This is a genomic window from Haloplanus salinarum, from assembly GCF_024498175.1.
In the GTDB taxonomy this organism is placed as follows: domain Archaea; phylum Halobacteriota; class Halobacteria; order Halobacteriales; family Haloferacaceae; genus Haloplanus; species Haloplanus salinarum.
Genome location: NZ_CP101823.1, coordinates 46,212 through 68,488, shown reverse-complemented (window position 1 = coordinate 68,488; position 22,277 = coordinate 46,212). Strand labels below are relative to the sequence as shown.

The following is a 22,277-nucleotide window of genomic DNA, read 5'->3' as shown; positions in this document are numbered from 1 at the left end:
ATCACCCCCTGTGGGGCCGGTCCGAGCGCGACGGCCCGGGGACGGCGTTCCTGCCGACCGCGCCGGCGTCGACGTCCGCCGGCGGGTCGAGGTCGGTCACGCGGTAGAACACCCGGAGGGGGTCGCTCTCGAACTGCCAGCGGACCCACGCCCGCGCGACGAGCGAGAGCCGCCGCCGCAGCGTCAACGTCGGCCGGGCCGAGAGCACGTCGCACCCCCGCTCGCGGACGAGGCGGTGTTGGTCCGCGTACATCACCGCGGCCGCCAGCACCGGGAACTGACAGTCCGGGGGGAGATACCGAATGCCGTCGACGCCGCGGTGGTAGCGCCGTTCGGTCCGGCGAAGCTCCGCACGGATCGCCGCGCGGACGCCGTCGGTCGGGTCGAGCGCCTCGACGTCCGCGTGGGACGCCCCGTGGGCGCGGAGCGTCGCCTCGGGGAGGTAGATCCGGTCGTACTCGCGGACGTCCTCGCGGACGTCACGGAGGAAGTTCGTGAGCTGGAAGGCCTCGCCGAGGGCGGCGGCGTGTGGGCGCGCCCGCTCGGCCTCGGCGGGATCCATCACGTCGAGCATCATGTGCCCGACCGCGACCGACGACCCACGGAGATACGTCTCGAGTTCCGCGAAGGTCCCGTAGCGGGCCTTCTCGACGTCCATCAGCATCGAGTCGACGAACGTGTCGATCTCTTCGCGAGCGATACCGTGACGCGCCCGGAGGTCCGCGACGGCCGCCAACACCGGGTCGTCCGTCTCGCGCTCGCCGAGGGCGGCCGCCCGCATGCGTTCGAGTTCGTGGCGCTGTTCGGCCGGCGGGCCCGGATCGGGCGCGTCGACCACCTCGTCGGCGGTCCGGAAGAACGCGTACAGGACGTACGTCGGGTGACGGACGCGCTCCGGCAACAGCCGCGTCGCGAGGTGGAAGGTCAGCCCCGTGTGGCGCTGGACGGCCTTGCTCCGGCGGATGGATTCCAGGTCGGTCATCTGTATCGGGCCGGGTGGGCCCCTTGGTTCGGACTACACACTCCCCCTGCCTCAAAAGTGTACCAACACAGTTTGGTTGCCGCCCGCACCGACCGCGGGTCCGCCCGGGGCCGGCGAGTCCCGGGAGTGGCGTCAGTACTCGTGGAACGACTTCCCGCACCGCCGACACTCGATGGTCGTCGGCCCGAACCAGCGACGGACCTTCTCGACCGGGCCGTGACACTCGGGGCAGACGCCCATCCCCCGGTCGTCGGCGGCACGCACCGACAGATCGAGCAGGAGGTCCTCCAGTTCCTCGATGCGTTCCTGCTGGTCCTCGACGGTCTCCTGTAACTGGTCGACGCGTTCCTCGTGGGCGGTCGCGGAGTCGAGGTCGACCACGACCTCCTCGTCCGTCCGGTCGACGACCTGTTCGGTCCCCTCGGCGTCGGCCTCCGTCTCGACCTCGGTCTCGGTGTCGTCGGTCATACCTCGTCGTACGTGCCACGCGGCTTCAATTACGAGCCAAGCTAGTTCGCCCCGTCACCGCCGATCAGGCCGGATCCAGCCGGTCCCGACCCTCCCTCGGGACGGCGGCCGGGCCGCAGGTATCCGCGGGTTCGGGCGCGTCCGCGCGCTCACACACCCATGAGTTTGGGGTGGCCACTAACCCGTCCGACGGCAACTAGGTGAACGGATGTTCGACACGCCGGTGTCGCCCGTCGCGGGCGCGGGCTGGTTCGCCGTCGGCACGGCCGTGATGGGGCTCGCGGCGCTGTACGTCGCGGTCCGTGGACGCGGGGTCGAGGACCCGCGCGCGAGAGGCGTCCACGTCGTCGCGGCGCTCGTGCCGGCCGTCGCCTGTGGGGCGTACCTGGCCATGGCGCTCGGCGTCGGCGTGGCCGAGGTGGCGGTCCGGGGCGGCACCCTGCGCCTCCACTGGGCGCGGTACGCCGACTGGCTGTTCACCACGCCCTTGCTGTTGATCGGCCTCGGTCTGTTCGTCGGGGCGGACGGCGAGACGCTGTTCGGCGCCGTCGCGGCCGACGTGTTCATGATCGTGACGGGGGTGGCGGCCACGCTGTCCGGCGTCCCGACCTACCGGTACGTCTGGTGGGGAGTCAGCACCGTCGCCTTCCTCTGTGTGCTTTACTTCGTCGTCGTCGCCCTCGGGCGGGAGGCCCGCGACCGGGACGAGGCGACCCGGTCGACGTTCGCCGCGCTCCGGGTCCTGATCGGGGCGTCGTGGACGGTCTACCCCGTCTGGTGGCTCGTCGGCACCGGCCTCGGCCTGGTGTCGCCGACGGCCGAGGCGGCCGGGTTCCTCCTCCTCGACACCGTCGCGAAGGTCGGGTTCGGACTGCTCGTGCTCCGCAGTCCGGCGCTCGCGGGCGCAGACGCTGACGCGCCGGAGGGCGAGGCCGCACCCGGCACGCCGGCGGAGTGACCGGCGTCAGGCGAGGTCGGCGACGTACTGACCCACGGCCACCACGACGGCCGCCATGACCACGTTGAGCACGCCGGGGACGACCGCCCCGCGCGAGACGCGGTACGCCCCGAATGCAACCAGTCCGAGCGCGATGACGCCGTGGACGCCGACGACGAGGGTCCGTTGCTCCATACAGGGGGGTTGGACCGCCGCCCCTTGAACGCCGTCCCAAACCGGTCAGTCGGGGTCGACCGAGGGCTCCGTGGCCGCGAGCGCCCGTTCGAGGTGTGTCCCCTCGACGACGACGTCGTCGACGGCGTCGTCGGGCCGGTCGTCCGCCCGGAGGTGGTCCTCCATGGCGAGCAGGGCCGCCTCGCGGACGAGGGCCGCCAGGTCGCTCCCCGTGTATCCGGTCGCGCGCCGGGCGACGGCCGCGACGTCGACGTCACGGGTGGGCACGTCGGTGAGGTGGATGGCGAGGATGTCGGCGCGGGCATCGGCGTCCGGCCGGGGGACCGCGACCCGCTTCTCGATGCGACCGGGTCGGAGGAGGGCCGGATCGACCGCGTCCGGGCGGTTCGTCGCCGCGAGCACCGCAACCGACCCCCGCGGCGAGAGGCCGTCGAGTTCCGTCAGCAACTGCGACACGACCCGTTCGGCCGCCCCGGTGTCGGCGTCGGCGCGGGCCGGCGCGAGGGAGTCGACCTCGTCGAGGAAGACGACCGTGGGCGCGACCCGGCGGGCCCGCTCGAACACCTCCCGGACGCCGCGTTCGCTCTCGCCGACGTAGCGGTCCATCAGCTCAGGCCCGTCGACCGCGAGGAAGTTCGCGTCCGTCGAGTTCGCGACGGCCTTGGCCAGCATCGTCTTCCCGGTGCCCGGCGGCCCGTAGAGCAGGACGCCAGTGGGGGCGTCGACGGCGAGGCGCTCGAACAGGTCCGGGTAGCGAAGCGGCCATTCGACGGTGCGGATCACCTCCCGTTTCGCCGCCGCTAGCCCCCCGACGTCGCGGTAGGTGAGCGACGGGCGCTCGACGGTCACCTCGCGGAGCGTCGTCGGATCGACGGCGTCGAGGGCGGCGGCGACGTGGGCGGCCGTCACCGTCGGGCGCGGGTCCGCGGTCCCGTCGTCGGCCCCGGCGGCGGCCCGGGTCGCGGCGTCGACGAGGACCGCCTCCAAGTCGGCCCCCGTGTAGCCGTGCGTGCGGGCCGCGACCGCCGCCAGGTCGACGTCGGGGGCGAGGTCGAGGGTCGCGGCGTGGATCGCTAGGATCTCCCGGCGCGCGTCCGGATCGGGCACCGGCACCCGGAGTTCGGCGTCGAATCGCCCCCCGCGCCTGAGCGCGGGGTCGACCGCGTCGGCGTGGGTGGCCTCCCCGACCACCACCAGATCGTCCTGCAGTTCGCGGACGCGGTCGAGGAGCCACCCGAGACGCGAGCGGCGGCGGTCGCGGCCCGCCCGGTCCGGGTTCGGCGCGGCGGCCGCGAGGTCGGGGACGTGGAGGATCGCCGGCGCATCGTCGGCGGCGGCACGCAGCGCCGCCGCGAGCGGATCGCGGCGCTCGCAGTCCGCAGGGTCGATCCCGTGGATCGACAGGTCGGCCGCGGCGGCGACCCGCCGGATCAGCCGCGTCTTCCCCACGCCCGAGGGGCCGTGGACGAGGACGCCCGCGGGCGAGCGGATCCCCGTCGACGCCGAACGCGGCGCGGCGACGAGACGCCGGAGGGTCGCCTGTTCGTCGTCGAGGCCGCCGACGGCCGCGGGGTCGGGATCGACCGCGTCGCCCGGGAACTGCCGGTCGTCGGGGTCGCGCACGGCGACGGTCGTCCCGTCGGTCACCACGGCCGGCCCCGCGGGATCGAGGTCGACGACGGTCAGCGAGACGGTGACGCTCCCGCCGAACAGGTCGGCCTCGATCCGGTCCCCGGTCGTCAGGACGCGGCCGGCGAGTGCCCGCGACAGCGCGTCGGCGTCGCCTTCGAGCGAGAACGCGTTCGGAGCGACGGCGACGCGGCGTGCCCGGACGGGATCGACGGGCGCGACGGTGACCGACGTTCCGGCGTCGGCGTCGGCGTTCCGGCGGACCGCCGCGCCGGCGAGGACCGACCCGGTCGACAGGTCGGGGGCGTCCTCGCCGACGGTCGCTGCCGTCGCCGCGGCGCCCTCGACGCGAACCGTCTCGCCGACGTCGACGCCGACGCGCCGGCGCGTGGCCGGCGCGAACCGGACGGCGCCGGCCGCGGGGCCGTCCGCCGCGCCCTCCGGATCGACGAGCGTGAGGCGGGTCGTCATGGCGCGAACACAGGGGGTCGAGCCCCAAAGGACCGATCCCAACTCGTGTGGGTATCCGCGGGGACGCCCAACTGTTTGGGGGACATGGTTACGCCGTGGGAAGCCGTTGGGGTAATCGAACGGACTGGACCATGTTCACGGTGGAGAAACGGATCAGGATCGACGCCCCGCCCGCAGCGGTGTTCTCGTTTCTCGATGACCCGCGGAACCACGTGAAGGTCACGCCCAGCCTCGTCGACATCGAGGACATCGAGGCACTCCCCGGTGGCGGCAAGCGGGCGGGGTACCGCTACACGCTCGCCGGCATCGAACTCGTGGGGCAGGTCGAGGACGTGGAGCGGTCGCCGAACGGACGACTCGTCCAGCGCCTCTCGGGGGCCATCGACGGGACGATCAGGTACGAACTCGACGACGAGGACGGGACGACCGACCTCAGGTACGAGGCCGAGTACGAACTCCCCGACACGGTCGTCGATTCGCTGCTCGCGCCCATCGCCAAGGCGTACAACGAGCGGGAGGCGAAGGCGACGCTGGAGAACCTGAAGACGTTCCTCGAAGCCTGACCGCGGGAACGGGGCGGCTCACTCCTCGAAGAACGTCTCGACCAGCTTCCGTTTCGCCGCCTGGAGGTGCTGGTGGTACGTCGAGGGGACGATGTCCATCGACTCGGCGAGCTGGGTGCCCTCGACGCGGCGGGGCCACTCGAAGTAGCCGCTGACGTAGGCTTTCTTCAGCGCCGTCAGCTGGCGGTCGGTGAGTTCGCTCCGGAGCTTCTCCCGGAAGCGGTGGGGGGTCGCGTCGGGTTCGTCCTCGTGGTAGGCGGTGAGTTCGACGTGGTCGTATCGCTCCCGGAGCGTATCGAGGACGCGACTCGCGGCCCGCTCGGTGCCCACGCGGAACTCCAGTTCCAGCCCCGTCGAGTCGGCGCTCATCGCGGTCACGCGGCTCCCCACCTCCGAGAGGACGTCGACGAGCGGCGAGTTCGAGAGGCGGAACTGCACCACGCTGCGCTCGTCGCTCGTCGCGAGCGTCTCCATGTCGAGGACGTCGGGGTGGTCGGCGGCCGTCTCGAACAACTCGTCGAGGTCGTCGTGCTCGGTGCTGACGATGGTGAGGACGCCCTGATCGTCGTCGATGACGGTCGCCTCGTGTTCGAACCGCGCGTCGAGCGTACGGGCGAGGTCGACGAGGAAGATGTCGTAGTCGGCGAGATCCACCCCGATCTTGAGGACGGTGTCGGTGGTGATCGTCCGCTTGGTCAACACGTCGTTGATCGAGGTGCCGACGCTCCGCCCGAGCGATTCGAGGACGACCCGCTCGCGCCCGTCGCCCAACTCCCCGTCGTGGAGGACACCCAGAACGCCGTAGGTCGTCCCGCGGTAGGTCAAGGGGACGAGCACGCACGTCCCCTCGATCCCTTCCAGGGAGCCGGTCGGCTCCTCGACGGTCCGGGACTCCTGTTCCTCGACGACCGCCCGGAGGGTGCGGGCGTCGGGCGTGTCGGCGGTCACGTCGAGCGACTCCGCGAGGACGCCCTCGTCGATCCCCGCCCGCTGGACGACGGTCACCCGGTCGTCGGTCGCGTCGTAGCGGCCGAGCCACGCGCCCGCGTACTCGTCGTCCGTCCCCATCCGCTCGGTGACGAGGCGTTCGATCTCCTCCCGGCAGTCGGCGCGCACGAGCGCCTCCGTCACGTCGTTGATGAGGCCGTTCACCCGTTCGAGCAGTCGGTCGAGCGCCTCGCGTTCGGTCTCCAGTTGCTGTTGGGCGGCCTTCCGCTCGGTGACGTCCATCTGGAAGCCGACGTAGTGGGTCACCTCGCCGTCCTCGTCGAAGATGGGGCTGACGTCGACCTGGTTCCAGAACAGCGCCCCCTCGCGGGTGTAGTTCCGGAGGACGACCCGCGTGTCCTGGTCGTTGGCGATGCCCTCCGCGAGTTCCGCCACCCGATCGGGGTCGGTCTCCGGTCCCTGGAGGAACCGGTGGTTGGCGCCGAGGATCTCCTCGGGCGGGTAGCCGGTCATCCCCTCGAAGGAGTCGTTCACGTAGATCAGCGGATCGTCGGGGTGGGTCGCGTCGGAGATGGTGATCCCGATGGGTGCCTCGTCGAGCGCACGCTCCTTCAACCGGTGCTGTGCCTCGACGGTGAGATCGGAGATTGGCATCCGGACGGGGTTGTCCGCCGAGACGTTGGCGTTCGTCTCGACGGCCTCGGCGACCGCATCGAGCGTGTCCGCCTCCGCCGCGGGCACGAGTTCGGTCACGTTCGCCGCGACCGCCCGGCGCGCCGTCTCGGCGTCGACGGCGACGGGCACGAGCACCACGGGGAGTTCGGCGTGTTCCCGGCGCACGGCCTCGAGGAAGGCGAGGCCGTCGAAGCCGTCGGGGTGGTGGGTCACGACGACGCAGTCGACGTCCGTCCCGTCGACCCGCTCGCGCGCGTCGACGAAATCCGCGATGTGAGTCACCTCGAAGCGCTCGGCGGCCGCGTCGAGGGCGTCGGCCGACGGCGCTTCGGACGGTTCGTCGCCGACGAACAGGACATCGATCGTCGGCAAGTCCGGTTCCATGGCGGTGTTCTGGGCCGTGTCACTCATGAGAGGTTCGGTAATATGTCCCGCGACCGGCTGGCGTCGCGGGCGGCGGCGTCGGCGGCGTGTTCGCCGCTGACGACGGCCATCGGGAGGCCGACGCCCGGCGACGTGAACGCGCCGGCGTAGTAGAGGCCGTCGACCCCCGGCGCGTGATGCGAGGGTCGGAGCGGCCCGGTCTGGTCGAGCGTGTGGGCGAGGCCGAGGGCGGTGCCACCCGGCGTGTGGTAGCGGTCGGCGAACTCGGAGACACAGGCCGAGCGCTCGACCACGATACGGTCCCGGAGGTCGACGCCCGTCACGGCCGCGAGGTCGGCGAGAACGGCGTCGCGGAAGGCCGACACGCGGTCGGGGTCGTCGTCGAGGCCGGGCGCGAGGGGAACGAGGACGACGACGGCGTGGTGGCCCTCGGGCGCCACGTCCGGGTCGGTCCGCGACGCCACCGACAGGTAGTAGGCGGGGTCCTCGGGCCAGGCGGGGTCGTCGAAGATGCGCTCGAAGTGGTCGTCCCAGTCGGTCGGGAGGACGAGCGTGTGGTGTTCGAGCGGGTCGACGTCGCCCTCGACGCCGAGATAGAGCATGAGCGCCGACGGGCCGTAGGTCCGCGAGTCCCAGTAGTCGGGGTCCCGTCCCCGGTCGGCCGGCGAGAGCAGGTCGCGCTCGACGTGGGCCGGGTTGGCGTTCGCGACCACGCGGTCCGCGCGGTGGGTCGTCGGGCCGGCGACGCGGATCCCGTCGTCGGTCGGGGCGAGGGCGGTCACCTCGGCGTCGGTCCGGTAGTCGACGCCGAGGTCCCGCCCGAGCGAGACGAGCGCCTCGACGAGGGCGTACATCCCACCCTCGGGGTAGTAGACGCCGCCCTCGAAGTCGACGTAGGCCATCAGGTTGTACAGCGACGGCGCGTCGTGGGGCGAACTGCCGAGGAAGACGAGCGTATACTCGAGGAGGCGCTGGAGCTTCGGCTCGTCGAAGTGGGCCGCGACGTGGTCGTGCATCGACCCGAGGTGGGAAAGCGCCGGCGCCGCCCGGACGATGCCGGGGTCGACCAGATCGCGGAGGCGCGAGCGGTCGGTGTAGACGAACTCGTCCATCCCGATCTCGTAGGTCCGCCGGGCGCCCGCGAGATACTCGTCGAGGACGTCGCCCGCGCCGGCCTCGTAGGACTCGAAGACGCGCCGGATTCGGTCCCGACCGGCCGGCACGTCGATCCGGTCGCCGTCCTTGAAGAACACCCGGTACTGGGGGTCGAGCCGTTCGAGGTCGTAGTAGTCGGCGGCCTCGCGGCCGAAGTGGCCGAAAAAGCGGTCGAACGTCTCGGGCATCAGATACCAGGACGGCCCGGTGTCGAAGGTGAAGCCGTCGACGGCGAGGCGGTTGGTGACGCCGCCGAGGCGGTCGTTCTTCTCCAGGACCGTCACGTCGGCCCCGGCGTCGGCGAGATAGCAGGCGGCGGAGAGGCCAGCGACGCCGCCGCCGACGACGGTGACCGTCTCGTCGGCGAGGGGGGTGTCGTCGATCATGGCACGTACCAGATGCCGCGCTCTCGGTCCAGCCACGCGCCGACGACGACGTGTGGCAGGGCGACGATGCTGATGAAGATACTCCAGAACGCGACGAGGCCGACGAGGAGGCCGGCGCCGCCGAGCGGTTGTGGCGACGCCGTCCACAGCGCGGCCGCGAGGCCAAAGGTCGCGAGGCTGCCGGCGACGAGGACGCCCCAAGAGGCCAGCGCGACGCGCTCGGGGTCGTCGGCGTCGAGGGCGCCGAGGGGACCGGTCGTCGGAGCCGGCTCGAGCGCGTCGTCGACGGCGGCGCTCCGGGCGACCTGCCGGGCGGAGTACCAGAGGGGGAAGTAGAGGCCGACGGCGACGACGACCGGGACGACCGCGAAGTACGCCACGAGCAGGAGCGTCTCGGCCGCGTCGGCGAGGAAGGCCCCGTCGCCGGTCGACCGGCGGTAGCCGAGCGCGAGGTGGGCCAGGAGCGCCGCGCCGTAGCCGCCACCGAGGAGGAGCCGGCGGGTCCCGAAGTCGCCGGCCATGGCCGACAGGGCGCCGGGATCGAAGATGTTCACCATGACCGTGCTGAACGCGTAGAACGTCCCCGGCCAGAACACCATGGGGACGGCCATCACCGCGCCGCCGCGGACGGCGGCGGCGAGCCAGCGCTGTGGTCGCGAGCGGACGTGCGAAGTGCCGTACAGCGCCCGCATCGCCTGCACGTCGCCGAACCCGCCTTTCGCCACGGCGACGCTCACCGCGACGGCCAGCCCCGCGACCGGTGCGAGGAAAAACAGGCCGGCGAAGAGGCCGATCAGCGCCAGGTAGACGGCGACGTATCGGCCCTGGAACGAGAGCGCCCGCCGACGGAGGTTCGAGACGTGTTCGTACCCGCCGTGTGGGAGGTTCATCGCCACCATCCCCAGCAGGTAGACGCCAGCCTGCACCCGCAGGGGAATCCGGACGTCGCCCACCCGCAGGGCGGCGAAGGCGACGGTCAACACGGCCAGCGCCGCCCACGAGACGGTCAGCGGCGTCCCTCCCGTCGAGGCCGGGGCCGTCCACCCGAACCGGGATTCGGTGTTCATGGATCGAGGTACGGTCGACCGATCAATCAAAAGTGAACCAAACTGTGTGGGTATCGTATCTTCGGAACCGGAGGAATCCTTAACCCGCACCCCGTTGTGTCTCCGACCGGTGCCAATCACCGAGTTCCAGTGCCCGCGTTGCGGGTCGGCGGTGAAGATGGGGCTTCCGCGAGGGTCGACCGTGAAGTCCGTCACCGCGGCGGAGCGGCCGGCAGCCGAGGACGAGCGCTGGAAGGCGCGGTCGCTCGTCTGTCGGAACGACCACGAGTTCTACGTCCTGTTCGAGTGGTGACGGGCGGGGACCGCCCTCGACACGCATCAGTTGGGCACGGTCCCGCGTTCGGGCCCGACCGACGTGTCGGGGCGCGAGACGCCGGCGCGGGATACCGTACTGTTTGGGACCCAGAGTTACCCTCGAAGGGTCACACCATCAACGTGTATGTCGGGAGCAATACCAACGATGTCGAACGTGGCACTACAGATGGGACAGATCACGTCCCGGCCGGAGTGGATCTGGCTCGCGCTCGGGACCGCACTGATGGGCCTCGGTACCCTGTACTTCATGATGCGGGGGATGGGCGTGGAAGATCCAGGTGCCAAGAAGTTCTACGCGATCACGACGCTGATCCCCGCCATCGCGTTCACGATGTACCTCTCGATGCTGCTGGGGTACGGACTCACGATGGTGCCGTTCGGCGGTGAGGAACACCCGATCTACTGGGCGCGGTACGCCGACTGGCTGTTCACTACGCCGTTGCTGTTGCTCGACCTCGCCCTGCTAGTCGACGCCGACCAGGGCACCATCCTCGCGTTGGTCGGGGCCGACGGCATCATGATCGGCACCGGTCTCATCGGCGCGCTGACCCAGGTCTACCAGTACCGGTTCATCTGGTGGGCGATCAGCACGGCCGCGATGCTGTACATCCTGTACGTGCTGTTCTTCGGGTTCACCGCGAAGGCAAACGAGATGCGCGAGGACGTCGCCTCGACGTTCATGATACTCCGGAACCTGACCATCATCCTCTGGTCGGCCTATCCGGTGGTGTGGCTCGTCGGGAGCGAGGGCGTCGGCGTCGTCCCCCTGAGCGTCGAGACGCTGCTGTTCATGATCCTCGACGTGAGCGCGAAGGTCGGGTTCGGCCTCCTGCTGCTCCGGAGTCGCGCCATCTTCGGCGACGTCGAGGCCCCCGAACCGTCCGCCGGCGAGGGGACGGCAGCCACGGGCGACTGAGTCAGCCGTGACCGGTTCGAGATACCCGTCCCGACGTGGCGGTATCTCGGACGACGTACAGTCGGCAGAATGACCGCACGCGAACCACAGCGGTTTTTTCCGACGGTACCGCACCGCCGAGAAGCCGGACTGTCGAACGGATGCTAGCCAACACCACCGGGAACGACTACCCCGCCTCGTTGAACCGTCTGGCCGTCGTCGGCCTCGTCGTCGGCGTGGCGGTAGCCGTGATCGGACTGTTCGCGTTGCCGACGCTCGAATCCATGGGACTCACCTTCCGCGAGGCGTTCCTCGTCGTCGGCGTCACCGAGTTCTCCGCCGCGGTGGTCGTCGGCACGGCGGCCTACCACCTCTACTCCATCCCGGAGGAGTGAGACCGCCGGCTGTCCGCCGAGCACGGGAATCGACACCCCGGGCGACGCGCCCGAAACCGATCCCGTCGGCGACCGGGCCCCGGCCCGCCCGCTGGCCACGGCACCCTTATCGTACGTCACCGCGTACCACGACTGATGGAAGACGTGTTCGTCGGAAGCCTCATGTCGGCGCCGGTTCACACCGTCGACGGTGGCACCGCACTACGGGCCGCGGCGGGACTGTTGATCGAACACGACGTCGGCTCGGTCGTCGTCGTCGAGCAGGGCCGTCTCGACGGGATCCTGACCGTGACCGACGTCGTGCGGATCGTCGCGGGTGAGGCGTCGTACGGGCCCGAGACGCCCGTTTCGGACGTCATGAGCACGGACGTCGTCACGGTCGCTGCGGCCGACAGCGTCGAGGCGGCCGCCGATCGGATGGTCGAGACGGGCCACTACCACCTGCCGGTCGTCGACGGCGGGGCGCCCATCGGTATCGTCACGGCGACCGACCTCGCGGCGTACGTCTCGACGGTCCGGGCGCCGAACCCACCCCGCCGGGGGTAGGGTCGCACACCCGACCGCCGGGCGTCGCTCAGCCGTGCGACGAGCGACGTCGGCGACCGTCGGGCCGGACGCTCGTCCGGAGCGCCACGCGGGCGACGTTGCCTCCACAGGCCGCGGTGCGGACGAGGGCGGCGAGGATCCGCGAGACGGCGTAGGCACCGGGCGGCGACCGCTCGAAGAGCGCCCGGTCGAGGGCACGGACGTCGTCGACGAGGGCGTCCTTGCGGTCGAGCACCGCGTACGCGCGCTCGCTCGACGATTCGACGACTGCGGTCGTGGCCGCCTCGACCACGTCCCGGGACCGCGCGGCGAGGTCCGCGAGGTCGTCGCGGACCGCCGCGGGCGGGAGTTCGTCGGCGCGGTCCACGACGGCGGCGACGTCGACCGCGTGGTCCGCCACCCGCTCCAGTTGGCGGGCGACGAGGTAGTAATCGAACAGCGCCGCGCGGCCGACGCCGAGGTGGTCGACCTCCGCGAAGTCGACGAGCGAGCGGTTGAGGTGACGGGTGAGCATGCGAAACAGGCGGTCGACCCCGTCGTCGCGGTCGGCGAGTCGCTCCACCTCGTCGGGGGCCGTGAGTGACTCCGCGGCGGTCCGGTGCATCGAGAGGGCGGTGAACTGGAGCTGGATCACCGACTGCTGGATGGACACCTCGCCGGTGTCGAGGAGGGTCTCGACGACGAGCCGCTCCCCGGTCGCCTCGGCGACCGACAACCCCACCAGTCGGTCGGCGATCCCGCGGAGGGCACGGTGCTCGTCGGCGCCGAAGGACGCCCCGTCGGGCGCGTGGATGGTGACGGCGTCGTAGCCGACGGCGTAGGCCGCCGCCAGCGTCCGCCGCAGGGTCGCGGCGTCGGCGTTCGGGGGCGTCAGTTCCACGGCTGCGAGCGGACCGCCGTCCCGCGCCGCGCTCCGGACGACGAGCGAGCCGTCGGTGTGGGGGTAGAGGTGGATCGGCATCCCCGCCTCCAGGTGGTGTTCGGTCGCCCACTCCTTGGGGAGCGACACCGAGTACGTCGAGCCGCCGATCTTCTGGAGTTTGCGCGTCTCCATCGTCGCCTCCGCCGCCGTCTCAGACGAGTTCCGGGTCACTCTCGATCATGTAGAGGGTGCGTGCGGCGACGTTGACCGCGTGGTCGCCGACCCGTTCCAGGTCGCGGACGATCAACAGGAGCCGCGAGACGTCGTCGAGCAGCCGTTCGACCGCCCAGCCGTCGCCGTCCGACACCTCGCGTTCGATGAGGTCCCGGACCACCCGCTCGCTCGCGCGTTGGCACAGCGAGTCGAGTTCGTCGTCCCGGGCGGCCACCTCGCGACACAGGGCCGCGTCGTCGGTCCGGTAGGCGGTCATGGCGTCGTCGAGCATCCCGCTGGCGAGGTCGCCGATGGCCGAGAGGTCGACCTCCGCGAACCGCTTCCGGTCCGCTTCGAGGGTGTACTGTGCGAGGTTGACCGCGAGGTCGGCGACGCGTTCGAGGTCGGTGAGGATCTTGAACGAGGCGGCGACGAAGCGGAGATCACCCGCGACCGGCTGTTGCCGGGCGAACAGCTGGATGCACGTCGACTCCAGTTCCAGATACCGTCGGTCGACGGCGTCGTCGCCCTCGATTACCTCCCGGGCGGTCGCCTCGTCGACTGTCTCCAGGGCGGCCAGCGCGCGGTCGAGTCGGTCGCCGACGAGGTCGCTCATCGACAGCACCTCGGCGCGCAGGTCCGCGAGCGACTGCTGGAACTCGTCTCGGGGCACGGTTCACCCGAACTTGCCGGAGATGTAGTCCTCGACGCGCTGACTCTGCGGGTCCTCGAAGATCCGGTCGGTGTCGTCGTACTCGACGAGCTTGCCGCCGGTGAGGAAGACGGCGGTCTGATCCGAGATGCGGGCCGCCTGCTGCATGTTGTGGGTGACGATGATGACGGTGTACTCCTCCGCGAGGTCGTGGATGAGATCCTCGATCTTCGCGGTCGCGATCGGATCGAGCGCCGACGCCGGCTCGTCCATCAGGATGACCTCGGGGTCGACGGAGAGACACCGGGCGATACAGAGCCGCTGTTGCTGGCCACCCGAGAGGCCGAGGGCGTTGTCGTCCAGCCGGTCGTGCACCTCGTCCCAGAGGGCGGCCTGTTTGAGCGCCCGCTCGACGAGTTCGCGCTCCTCCTCGCCGTCGTCGCGGCCGAGCACGCGGGCCAGCAGTCCGGTGTTGATATCGCCGTGTTTCCGCGGACCGTAGGCGATGTTGTCCCGGATCGACTTCGGGAACGGGTTCGGCGACTGGAACACCATGCCGACCCGTTTGCGGAGTTCGACCAAGTTGACGCCGTCCTGGTAGATCTCCTTCCCGTCGAGCCGGACCGACCCGTCGACGTTGGCGGCGTTGATCCGGTCGTTCATCCGGTTGAGACAGCGGAGATACGTCGATTTCCCACACCCCGAGGGGCCGATGAGCGCGGTGACGCTCTCCGCGGGGATCTCCATCGAGACGCCCTTGAGGGCGTGGTCGTCGCCGTAGTAGACGTCGAGGTCCTCGGCGACCATCTTCGCCTCCCCTTGGAAGTCGTACTCCACCCACTCCGCTCTGGTCTCCTCGACCGTCTCGCCGCTGGTGGTTTCGAGGGGTTGATCGCTGCCCGTCGTCCTGGTTCGCGTCTTGCTCTGTTGGGTCTGTTGTGAATCGCTCATCGTTATTCGTGGCTGAGTCGCTGTCGGAAGTAGTAGCGCGCGCCGATGCCGATCGCGTAGAAGGAGAGGACGACGACGAGCAGGACGAGCGCCGTCGCCCAGCGGAAGCCGCCGGGATCGGAGACGTTACTCCCCAGGCCGACGCCCGCGGTGATGAGGGCGTACAGCTGGTAGGGGAGCGCCGAGGTCGCCTGCAGGAGTTCGGGGTTGGCGACGAAGGGCGGCGAGCCGGTGAACTCGAAGCCGCCGATGACGTCGACCGTCTGTCCCCCGGGGACGAACGTCCCGCCTGCCATCGTCAGCAGGATCGGCGCCGTCTCGCCCGCGATCCGGCCGACGCCGAGGATGACCCCCGTGACGACGCCCGGTAACGCGGCCGGGAGGACGACGCTACGGATCGTCTGCCACTTCGGGACGCCGAGCGCCGCGCTCGCGTCGCGGTACTCGTCGGGGACCGAGAGCATCGCCTCCCGGCTCGTGATGAGCACCAGCGGGAGGAGCATGAACCCGAGCGTGAGCATCCCGGCCAGCAGCGACTTCCGGTTGCCGAAGCGCGGCACGAGAAAGGCGAACCCGAACAGCCCGAAGACGATGCTCGGCGTGCTCCAGAGGCCGTTGGTCGACACCTCGACGGCCTGAGTGAACCGGCCGCGTTCGGCGTACTCGGTGAGAAAGACCGCCGCGCCGACGCCCAGCGGCACCGCAAACAGCACCGCGCCGACGACCAGCCAGACCGTCCCCACGATCGCCGGGAGGACGCCCTGGAAGTCGTTCAGGAGCGCGACGCCGTTCATCACGAACGGGACGTACACCGGCAGCTCGAACGACCCGAACACCTGCGGGCCGACGCCGGCACCGACCCGGACGCCGGTGAGCAGGCCGGGGAGTCCCTGGACGACGACGAAGGCGATGAGGATAAAGAGGAAGGCGACGATGGACAGCGCGTTGAGGTAGACGAGGACGTACGCGCCCATGTGTCGGCCGCGTGCACCGAACCGGCCGTAGGCCTTGGCCGCGGCCCAGCCGCCGTAGAGGGCGCAAAACAGCGTCGCGACCGGGACGAGGAACTCGGCCGTGATCGAGGCCTGCTGCTCCCAGCCGAGGTCCCACAGCCACGCCGGCCCGATCGTCCCGGTGAGGAAGACGGCGCCGACGAACGCGAGCAGGGCGCCGAGGGGCACCGTCGAGCCCACGTCCTCACGGGGGACGGCGGTTCCGACGAAGCCCAGGCCGCCGGCGATGACGGCTCCGACGACGCCGCCGACGGTACCGAACCCGAGGGTCTGGGAGACGACGCCGCCCCCGACGACGAACCACGGCACCGCCGCGCCGACGCTCGCGATCAGGCCGGCGCTCGCGTCCGGTTCGGTCTCGACGTAGCCGAACCACGAGCCGAGGCCGAAGGTGGACACGGCGACGCCGAGACCGACCAACAGCCCGCCGAGTAGCGTCACCGTCGACACGCCGGCGACCGTCCCGGTGAGACTCACCCACTCGAACATCGCCGCCACCGCGAGCGCGAACAGGACCGCCGAGAGGCCGACCGTCGCGCCGGCGACCGCGTCGGTCGCCGACGTGTCGCCCTCGACCAGCCGCGACCGGGTCGCACCCGCCATCAGGCTTCACCTCCCAGCTTGCTGCGCATCCGCCACTCGATGTACTGTGCGCCGATGGAGATGACGAGCACCGTGACGAAGAGGATCACGCCGGCGACGAACAGGGCGTCCATCTGGAGCCCGTCCGCCTCGCCGTAGTTGCGGGCGATGAGCGACGTGAGCGTCTCCTGGCCGTAGAAGACGTTCACGAGCGGTTCGGTGAGCCGCGGGACGCCACGGAGCATGACCGTCGCGGCCATCGTCTCGCCGATGGCACGTCCGACGCCGAGGAGGACCGCGGCGGAGACGCCCGAGAACGCCGCGGGGAGGGTGATCGAGGTCATGGTCTGCCAGTCGGTCGTTCCGACGGCGAGCGATCCGCTCTTCATCGACTCGGGGACGCTACTGAGGGCGTCCTCGGCGACGGAGACGACCGTCGGGAGCGCCATCAGCCCGACGACGATGCCGACGAAGAGGTAACTCCCCTGTCCGGTGGTTCGGAACTGATCCGACGCCCACGGGCTGAGGATCGTGAAGCCGATGAAGCCGTAGACGATGGAGGGGATGCCAGCGAGGATTTCGACGCCCGGCTTGACGAACTCCCGGACGACGTCGGGTGCGATCTCCGAGAGAAAGAGCGCGGCGGCGACGCCCAGCGGCCCGGCGACCGCCGTCGCGACGACGGTCACCATCACCGTCCCGTGGATCATCGGCACCATCGAGTACCGGATCGGCGGCGACACCGCGTCCCAGTTGGGCTGGATGAACATCCGAAGTCCCGGCACGCTCACGCCGAACACGGTCGCGCTCTCGTACTGGAGGACCGGAAGCGACTCCCGGAAGATGAACACGATGATCAGCCCGAGGATCAACAGCGTCGAGACGGTCATCGTCAGCGTCAACACCAGCGCCGTCTCCTCTTGGTGTCGCATCCAGCCGTACCCCGCCGCCACGACGAACACGACGAACGGCAGGATCGTCAGGTCCGAAACCGCGAGGAACCCGACGAACGCCGTCAGCAGGGAGAGGGCGATGATCGTGACGACGACCAGCGCCGCGGGTTCGGTGTCGTCGGCGAAATCACGAACCCGCTGGACCTGCCGTCCGGCGGCCGCGTTCAGTCGCTCGCTACGTGTTGCCGATGCCATGGTTCGTGCGTGGGAGTGTTTCCGAAGGTGTCATAGAAACGGACGTTCGGTGGTCGCCGACGGCGAGCCGCTCCGGACGGTCCGCCGGATTAGGGCATGATGAGGTCTTCGGTGGCGAGGGGCGAAACCTGCTCTTTCATGGCTTGCAGGTCGCTCGTCGGCAGCGGGATGTAGTTGTTCCCCTCGACGAAGACGGTCTGCCCGAACTCGTTGAGGAACATGTTGATGAAGGCGGCCTCGCGGGCGTCGTACCCGCCACCGTCCGGGTTGGAGTCCTCGATCAGCGTGTACATGTGCAGGTCGCGGTTGAGCGGGTACTCGCTGTCGAAGATGGTGTTCTCGGCGTCGCGGTCCGGCTCGTAGAGCGTGCCGTCGAAATTGATGGCGATGGGGGTAACCGTCTCGCTGGTGAACGCCAGCGCCATGTACGCGATGGCGCCCTCGTTCTGGGAGACGGCCTGCGCGACCTGCTGGTTCTGCCCGAAGCGCGTGTCGACGCCCGACATCGAGGCGTCGGCGCTGCCGAGCATGTTCAGGCGGAACGAGGTGTCCGTCCCGGAGCCCTCGGCGCGGCCGATGGCGTAGATCTCCTGGTCGTAGTCGATCCCTTCGATCTCGCTCCAGTTGGTGATCTCGTCCTGGTAGATGCCGCGGACCTGCTCGCCGGTCAGTTGGGTGACGCCGGCGTCGACGACGTCCGAACTGACGACGACCGGCTGGCCGTCGCGACCGACGACGTTGTCGACGACCGTGTTCTGGGCCTGCTCCTCGCTCCAGTCGAGTTCCGCCGTGATCGGCCCCGAGGAGTTGCCGATGTCGACCAGACCCTCCGTGACGGCCTCACAGCCGGTCCCCGAGTGGCTCAGACCGATCGTCGTCTGGAACGGCGGGCTGGAGCGCTGCTCAGTCGGCTCGAAGCCGAACTTCGAGGCGAAGTAGTCCGCGAGGAGCATGTCCGGCTCGCCGAGCTGGCTCCAGCCGGGCACGGTACTCTCCGAGTTCGACCCCCAGTACTCGCCGTCGCTCGGCGGCGCGTTGGAGTTCCAGTAGGAACTACCCGTGTTCGAAATCGGGTAGACGGTCGACGATCCCTCGGCGTTGAGCAACGAGGTGTTCGGGCCCTCGCCGCTCGACTCCGTCCCCGCACTCTCGCCGGACATGCCCGACTCGGTTTCGGTAGCGGTGGGATCGGGGTCGGACTCGCCGCCGTCGTCGCCGTCGCCGCCCTCGCCGCCACCGGACTGCCCGCCACAGCCGGCCAGCCCAGCCATGCCGACGACGCCAGTCGTCGCGATGAACGTCCGTCGCGAAAAGCGATCACGCTGATCTCCGCTGTTGTCAGACATCACCTGAATTTCCCGGAGTTCCGGTAAAGGTCGTTTATATGAGGGGTAGATGCCACCCCCATGATACAGTGTACCAATCACTCGGCTATATATGCAAAAATAGTCCTCTGAGGTGCTAATACTGAAGATTATAACGACGCCTCGGCGAAAACGTGACCTGTGACCGATCACGACGACTCGCTCGACGGGCTGTCGCTGGACGCGGCCGTGGACGACGTCGTCGCCAGGACCGGCGACGACCCCGACGCGGTTCGGACGGCGCTGAAACGGGTGACCGAGGAGGGAACGGTTCGTCGCGAAGCGGTCGATGACGCGCTCGCTCACGTCTCGAAGGTGGTATCCACCCCCGAAACCCGCGTGGAGAACGCCGGAATGCTGATCGACGACGCCCGCGAGGCCGCCGCCGCGGTCGATCACCTCGACAGCGTGGCCGAGCGTCTCGACGACTTCGAGCGGCGGCACGCGGCGGTCACGTCTCGCGTCGACGACCTCGGCGACCGACTGCAGTCGGTCGTCGACCTCGCGAACGAATCCGGCGCCATCTACGAGACGGCCGTCGAGACCCGTCGGCTCCACGCAGCGGCCAATTCCGCCCAGCACACCGCCGACGAACTCGGCGTCGACGCCGAGGAGTTCGAGGCGTGGGTCCGGAACCCCGACCGTCGGCTGGACGCCCTCGACGACGACGTCGACGCGGTGGCGGACGTCGTCGACGCCGTGGCGAGGACCCTCGACGCGCTCACGGCCGGGGACGTGGGTGCGGACGTCGAACCCGCGACCGTCCGGTTCGACGCCGCCCTCAGACACCGGGTGTCCCGACTCCTGCTCGACGACCTCCGTGCGGAAGTCGACGACCTCCGGGACTGGCCCGACCCCGGTCCGGACGACGCCCACGGCGCCGTCGACGCCGAGGGCCTCGCCGCCCTCGACGGTCGTCTCACGAACCTCGAGGACCGATGGCGGTCGATCGACGACCGCTCCGACGAGGGATCGGCCGGGTGGCGGGACCGCTACGGCGACCGGATGACCGACTTCGAGGCCGCGCTCGACGACCACGCTCCGCCGGTCGACTGGCGGGCGGTCGAGTCGCTCCTCGGCGAGTACCGCCCGGAGACGGCGGACGCGGCGTCGGCCTGATCCGGTTCGACGACGACACCGACCACGGAACCTTTGGGCCCCGCCACGAACGGCGGGGTATGGACGCGAGCGACGCCCTCGCCGACCGCGAGTGGCGCCTGATCCGCGAGGAGGCGTGGTCGGGCCCGATGAACATGGCACTCGACGAGGTGGCAGCCGAGACGGCCGCAGCGGGCGGTCCCCGGACCCTCCGGGTCTACCGGTGGGAGCCGGGGACGCTCTCGCTCGGCTACCACCAGGACCCCGACACCGTCGACTGGGCCCACTGCGAGCGCGAGGGGATCGGCGTCACCCGCCGTCCCACGGGCGGCGGCGGCATCTACCACGACGCCCACGGCGACATCTCCTACACCATCGTCGCGCCCGACGGGGAACTCCCCGGGGACCTGGTCGAATCCTACCGTCGCCTCTGTACGCCGATCCTCGACGCCTTCGACCGCCTCGGCGTCCCCGCGCGGTTCGCGGAGACCGGACGGCCGGCGGTCCACGAGCCCGCCTGCTACCTGCGGGAACTCCACCCCGCTCACGACGTGGTCGTGCCGGGGGCGGACGGCCCCCGGAAGGTGAGCGGCAACGCCCAGCACCGCCGGGCCGATGCCGTCGTCCAGCACGGATCGCTCACCTACGCGGTGTCCCCGGAGCGACACCTCTCGGTCTTCGCGGACCCGGGCGCCGACGCCGAGACGTTCCGCGAGCGCGTGACCGGCATCGCGGACCACGCCGACGTCGACCGGGCGACGGCGGTGGCGGCCGTCGAGTCGTCGCTCCGGGAGTGGGCGGACGCCGAGACGGGCGCATGGACGGACGCGGAACTGTCGCGGGGCCGCGAACTGGCGGCGGAGAAGTACGGCGCCGAGACGTGGACGAGGCGGCGGCCGGGTCAGCGGTAGGGACCCGCAGAACACGAACGTCTCGGGGCCGGAGACGTCGAGTTCCTCGGTGACGGCGTCGTGGATCGCGTCGACGGGCGGTTTGTCGCGGGTCGGATCGAGCCAGTGATCGCTCAGCCACCGATACCGCACCCGCCGGTCGGAATCGAGGAGGAAACAGGAGCGTCGCGACCGACGGGTGATCCCGAGGGCGCGGTAGGTGACCCCGAAGGCGTCGGACAGTTCGAGGTCGGTGTCGGCAAAGAGCGGGAAGTTCAGCCCGAGGTAGTCGATGAAGCGCCGGTGGAGGCCGGCGCTCGACTTGCTGGCGCCGACCACCTGGACGTGTTCGCCGCTGGAGAACCAGTCGAAATCGCGGAACGAACACCACTCGTCGATGCAGTCGGGGCTGAAGTCGACGGTGTAGAAGCTGAGCAACACCGGACGGTCGTCGGTGAGCGCCCCCAGCGTCGTCTCCTCGACGGTCCCGTCCGGACGGACGAGCATCGCGCCGACGTCCGGGGCCGTCTCCCCCACTGCGACCGGCTCTTCCCGTGCCATAGGGCCGCGTTCGGGCGGGGGTGACAAAACCGTTCGCCTACCGATTCGAAGCGCCTTTGCGCGCCGGTGTCCTCGCTCCGGTATGCGAGTCGGAGCACACGTATCCATCGCTGGCGGTGTCGACAACGCGGTCGACAACCAGCGCGAAGTCGACGGCAACTGCGGACAGATCTTCACCCACTCGCCGCAGGTCTGGCAGGACCCGAACGTCGGCGACGACGAGGCGGCGGCCTTCCGCGAGGGGACCGCCCAGCACCTCGACGGCCCCTGGGTGATCCACTCCTCGTACCTCGTCAACCTCTGTACCCCCAAAGCGGACCTGCGCGAGAAGTCCATCGACAGTATGCAGGCCGAGGTCGACGCCGCGTCGAAACTGGGCATCGAGTACGTGAACGTCCACCTGGGCGCTCACACGGGTGCGGGCGTCGACGGCGGCCTCGACAACGCCGTGAGCGCCCTCGACGAACTCGACGTGCCCGGGGACGTGACCGTCCTCGTGGAGAGCGACGCGGGCAGCGGGACGAAACTCGGCGGCGAGTTCGAACACCTCGCGACGGTGCTGGCGGAGAGCCGCCACGACCTAGGGGTCTGTCTGGACACGGCTCACGCCTTCGCCGCGGGGTACGACCTCTCGACGCCCGCGGGCGTCGACGACGTCGTCGACGAGTTCGACGACGTGGTCGGCCTCGAACACCTCCACTGTCTCCACCTCAACGACTCCAAACACGCCTGCGGGACGAACAAGGACGAACACGCCCACGTCGGCGAGGGGCTGATCGGCGTCGACGGCATGCGCCGGATCGTCACCCACCCCGATCTGACCGACCTGCCGTTCGTGCTGGAGACGCCCACCGAGGACGGCAAAGGCTTCGCGTGGAACATCGAGCGGGTGCGCGACCTCCGGAACGGGGCGTAGGCCGGACCGCTTTTGG

Annotated in this window: 22 protein-coding genes and 1 pseudogene; 9 read left to right on the top strand and 14 right to left on the bottom strand. The window is 70.2% G+C overall.

Translation table 11 applies throughout. The annotated features are described in order from the left end of the window. Position 1: 1 nt before the first annotated feature. Together NO364_RS00395 and NO364_RS00390 are read right to left on the bottom strand one after the other, a co-directional pair. Positions 2–982: a phytoene/squalene synthase family protein gene (locus NO364_RS00395; protein ID WP_157689482.1), complete on the bottom strand. Its 981-nt coding sequence runs from the start codon at positions 980–982 to the stop codon at positions 2–4. 132 nt (positions 983–1,114) lie between these two features. Continuing rightward, entirely contained in the window at positions 1,115–1,450 is a 336-nt protein-coding gene (locus NO364_RS00390) for a hypothetical protein (RefSeq protein ID WP_157689483.1), read from the bottom strand. Between the two features lie 208 nt (positions 1,451–1,658). On the opposite strand from NO364_RS00390, the gene NO364_RS00385 reads away from it, so the two are divergent. Then, the gene (locus tag NO364_RS00385; RefSeq protein ID WP_157689484.1) at positions 1,659–2,408 is read left to right on the top strand and encodes a bacteriorhodopsin; all 750 of its coding nucleotides are present in this window, start codon (positions 1,659–1,661) and stop codon (positions 2,406–2,408) included. 6 nt (positions 2,409–2,414) lie between these two features. Here the strand turns inward: NO364_RS00385 and NO364_RS00380 are convergent, their stop codons facing one another. Further along, positions 2,415–2,582, bottom strand: a complete 168-nt coding sequence (locus NO364_RS00380) for a hypothetical protein (RefSeq protein ID WP_199243780.1) — start codon at positions 2,580–2,582, stop codon at positions 2,415–2,417. Between the two features lie 45 nt (positions 2,583–2,627). Further along, positions 2,628–4,682 (bottom strand): AAA family ATPase, encoded by a 2,055-nt coding sequence (locus NO364_RS00375; RefSeq protein WP_257628244.1) that lies wholly within the window; start codon positions 4,680–4,682, stop codon positions 2,628–2,630. A 131-nt stretch (positions 4,683–4,813) separates the two neighbouring features. Here NO364_RS00375 and NO364_RS00370 point away from each other — a divergent pair, with 131 nt between their 5' ends. Next, positions 4,814–5,245 carry an SRPBCC family protein gene (locus NO364_RS00370; RefSeq protein ID WP_157689486.1) on the top strand — a complete coding sequence of 144 codons (432 nt, stop codon included), beginning with the start codon at positions 4,814–4,816 and terminating at the stop codon, positions 5,243–5,245. Between the two features lie 18 nt (positions 5,246–5,263). Here NO364_RS00370 and NO364_RS00365 read toward each other — a convergent pair whose 3' ends face one another. From NO364_RS00365 to NO364_RS00355, 3 genes are read right to left on the bottom strand one after another with little or no spacing between them, the layout of a single operon-like run. Further along, positions 5,264–7,279 (bottom strand): bacterio-opsin activator domain-containing protein, encoded by a 2,016-nt coding sequence (locus tag NO364_RS00365; RefSeq protein ID WP_157689487.1) that lies wholly within the window; start codon positions 7,277–7,279, stop codon positions 5,264–5,266. Continuing rightward, a complete protein-coding gene (locus NO364_RS00360) occupies positions 7,276–8,793 on the bottom strand; it encodes a phytoene desaturase family protein (RefSeq protein ID WP_257628243.1) in 1,518 nt (505 codons plus the stop codon). Before NO364_RS00360 ends, NO364_RS00365 begins: the two co-directional genes overlap by 4 nt. Beyond that, complete coding sequence (locus NO364_RS00355) at positions 8,790–9,860, bottom strand: Brp/Blh family beta-carotene 15,15'-dioxygenase (RefSeq protein WP_257628242.1); 1,071 nt, start codon at positions 9,858–9,860, stop codon at positions 8,790–8,792. Before NO364_RS00355 ends, NO364_RS00360 begins: the two co-directional genes overlap by 4 nt. A gap of 109 nt (positions 9,861–9,969) precedes the next feature. On the opposite strand from NO364_RS00355, the gene brz reads away from it, so the two are divergent. The 4 genes from brz to NO364_RS00335 all read left to right on the top strand — a co-directional run bounded on the left by brz (position 9,970) and on the right by NO364_RS00335 (position 12,011). After that, positions 9,970–10,152 (top strand): transcriptional regulator Brz, encoded by a 183-nt coding sequence (brz, locus tag NO364_RS00350; protein ID WP_157689490.1) that lies wholly within the window; start codon positions 9,970–9,972, stop codon positions 10,150–10,152. Positions 10,153–10,320: 168 nt separating this feature from the next. Next, a complete protein-coding gene (locus NO364_RS00345) occupies positions 10,321–11,091 on the top strand; it encodes a bacteriorhodopsin (RefSeq protein ID WP_157689491.1) in 771 nt (256 codons plus the stop codon). Positions 11,092–11,231: 140 nt separating this feature from the next. Beyond that, positions 11,232–11,465, top strand: coding sequence for a hypothetical protein (locus tag NO364_RS00340; protein WP_157689492.1), 234 nt, complete (start codon positions 11,232–11,234; stop codon positions 11,463–11,465). A gap of 135 nt (positions 11,466–11,600) precedes the next feature. Then, positions 11,601–12,011: a CBS domain-containing protein gene (locus NO364_RS00335; RefSeq protein ID WP_157689493.1), complete on the top strand. Its 411-nt coding sequence runs from the start codon at positions 11,601–11,603 to the stop codon at positions 12,009–12,011. Between the two features lie 28 nt (positions 12,012–12,039). Here NO364_RS00335 and NO364_RS00330 read toward each other — a convergent pair whose 3' ends face one another. The 6 genes from NO364_RS00330 to NO364_RS00305 form a co-directional block, all read right to left on the bottom strand. Further along, positions 12,040–13,065, bottom strand: coding sequence for a phosphate uptake regulator PhoU (locus NO364_RS00330; RefSeq protein WP_257628241.1), 1,026 nt, complete (start codon positions 13,063–13,065; stop codon positions 12,040–12,042). Positions 13,066–13,084: 19 nt separating this feature from the next. Continuing rightward, entirely contained in the window at positions 13,085–13,759 is a 675-nt protein-coding gene (gene phoU, locus NO364_RS00325; RefSeq protein WP_157689495.1) for a phosphate signaling complex protein PhoU, read from the bottom strand. Between the two features lie 3 nt (positions 13,760–13,762). After that, positions 13,763–14,689 (bottom strand): phosphate ABC transporter ATP-binding protein PstB, encoded by a 927-nt coding sequence (gene pstB, locus NO364_RS00320; protein WP_157689496.1) that lies wholly within the window; start codon positions 14,687–14,689, stop codon positions 13,763–13,765. Positions 14,690–14,691: 2 nt separating this feature from the next. Next, positions 14,692–16,305, bottom strand: a complete 1,614-nt coding sequence (pstA, locus tag NO364_RS00315; RefSeq protein ID WP_157689497.1) for a phosphate ABC transporter permease PstA — start codon at positions 16,303–16,305, stop codon at positions 14,692–14,694. After that, positions 16,305–17,432: a phosphate ABC transporter permease subunit PstC gene (pstC, locus tag NO364_RS00310; protein ID WP_157689498.1), complete on the bottom strand. Its 1,128-nt coding sequence runs from the start codon at positions 17,430–17,432 to the stop codon at positions 16,305–16,307. Before pstC ends, pstA begins: the two co-directional genes overlap by 1 nt. 89 nt (positions 17,433–17,521) lie before the next feature. Further along, complete coding sequence (locus tag NO364_RS00305; RefSeq protein WP_257628240.1) at positions 17,522–18,778, bottom strand: PstS family phosphate ABC transporter substrate-binding protein; 1,257 nt, start codon at positions 18,776–18,778, stop codon at positions 17,522–17,524. A 159-nt stretch (positions 18,779–18,937) separates the two neighbouring features. Here NO364_RS00305 and NO364_RS00300 point away from each other — a divergent pair, with 159 nt between their 5' ends. After that, positions 18,938–19,915 carry an LXG domain-containing protein gene (locus NO364_RS00300; RefSeq protein ID WP_257628239.1) on the top strand — a complete coding sequence of 326 codons (978 nt, stop codon included), beginning with the start codon at positions 18,938–18,940 and terminating at the stop codon, positions 19,913–19,915. A gap of 59 nt (positions 19,916–19,974) precedes the next feature. Beyond that, positions 19,975–20,805 carry a lipoate--protein ligase family protein gene (locus tag NO364_RS00295; RefSeq protein WP_157689501.1) on the top strand — a complete coding sequence of 277 codons (831 nt, stop codon included), beginning with the start codon at positions 19,975–19,977 and terminating at the stop codon, positions 20,803–20,805. Positions 20,806–20,985: 180 nt separating this feature from the next. Here NO364_RS00295 and NO364_RS00290 read toward each other — a convergent pair. After that, positions 20,986–21,291: pseudogene (locus NO364_RS00290) on the bottom strand (redoxin domain-containing protein); the annotation flags it as partial. Between the two features lie 136 nt (positions 21,292–21,427). Between NO364_RS00290 and NO364_RS00285 the strand changes: the two are divergent. After that, a complete protein-coding gene (locus NO364_RS00285) occupies positions 21,428–22,261 on the top strand; it encodes a deoxyribonuclease IV (RefSeq protein WP_157689503.1) in 834 nt (277 codons plus the stop codon). Positions 22,262–22,277: the final 16 nt, after the last annotated feature.

Coding starts and splice junctions, on each gene's coding strand:
- pstA (WP_157689497.1), bottom strand. CDS start 16,305: ATGGCGGGTGCGACCCGGTCGCGGCTGGTCGAGGGCGACACGTCGGCG.
- NO364_RS00305 (WP_257628240.1), bottom strand. CDS start 18,778: ATGTCTGACAACAGCGGAGATCAGCGTGATCGCTTTTCGCGACGGACG.
- NO364_RS00390 (WP_157689483.1), bottom strand. CDS start 1,450: ATGACCGACGACACCGAGACCGAGGTCGAGACGGAGGCCGACGCCGAG.
- NO364_RS00365 (WP_157689487.1), bottom strand. CDS start 7,279: ATGAGTGACACGGCCCAGAACACCGCCATGGAACCGGACTTGCCGACG.
- NO364_RS00385 (WP_157689484.1), top strand. CDS start 1,659: ATGTTCGACACGCCGGTGTCGCCCGTCGCGGGCGCGGGCTGGTTCGCC.
- pstC (WP_157689498.1), bottom strand. CDS start 17,432: ATGGCATCGGCAACACGTAGCGAGCGACTGAACGCGGCCGCCGGACGG.
- NO364_RS00330 (WP_257628241.1), bottom strand. CDS start 13,065: ATGGAGACGCGCAAACTCCAGAAGATCGGCGGCTCGACGTACTCGGTG.
- pstB (WP_157689496.1), bottom strand. CDS start 14,689: ATGAGCGATTCACAACAGACCCAACAGAGCAAGACGCGAACCAGGACG.
- NO364_RS00360 (WP_257628243.1), bottom strand. CDS start 8,793: ATGATCGACGACACCCCCCTCGCCGACGAGACGGTCACCGTCGTCGGC.
- NO364_RS00335 (WP_157689493.1), top strand. CDS start 11,601: ATGGAAGACGTGTTCGTCGGAAGCCTCATGTCGGCGCCGGTTCACACC.
- NO364_RS00355 (WP_257628242.1), bottom strand. CDS start 9,860: ATGAACACCGAATCCCGGTTCGGGTGGACGGCCCCGGCCTCGACGGGA.
- NO364_RS00295 (WP_157689501.1), top strand. CDS start 19,975: ATGGACGCGAGCGACGCCCTCGCCGACCGCGAGTGGCGCCTGATCCGC.
- NO364_RS00375 (WP_257628244.1), bottom strand. CDS start 4,682: ATGACGACCCGCCTCACGCTCGTCGATCCGGAGGGCGCGGCGGACGGC.
- NO364_RS00380 (WP_199243780.1), bottom strand. CDS start 2,582: ATGGAGCAACGGACCCTCGTCGTCGGCGTCCACGGCGTCATCGCGCTC.
- NO364_RS00285 (WP_157689503.1), top strand. CDS start 21,428: ATGCGAGTCGGAGCACACGTATCCATCGCTGGCGGTGTCGACAACGCG.
- NO364_RS00370 (WP_157689486.1), top strand. CDS start 4,814: ATGTTCACGGTGGAGAAACGGATCAGGATCGACGCCCCGCCCGCAGCG.
- NO364_RS00345 (WP_157689491.1), top strand. CDS start 10,321: ATGTCGAACGTGGCACTACAGATGGGACAGATCACGTCCCGGCCGGAG.
- NO364_RS00395 (WP_157689482.1), bottom strand. CDS start 982: ATGACCGACCTGGAATCCATCCGCCGGAGCAAGGCCGTCCAGCGCCAC.
- NO364_RS00340 (WP_157689492.1), top strand. CDS start 11,232: ATGCTAGCCAACACCACCGGGAACGACTACCCCGCCTCGTTGAACCGT.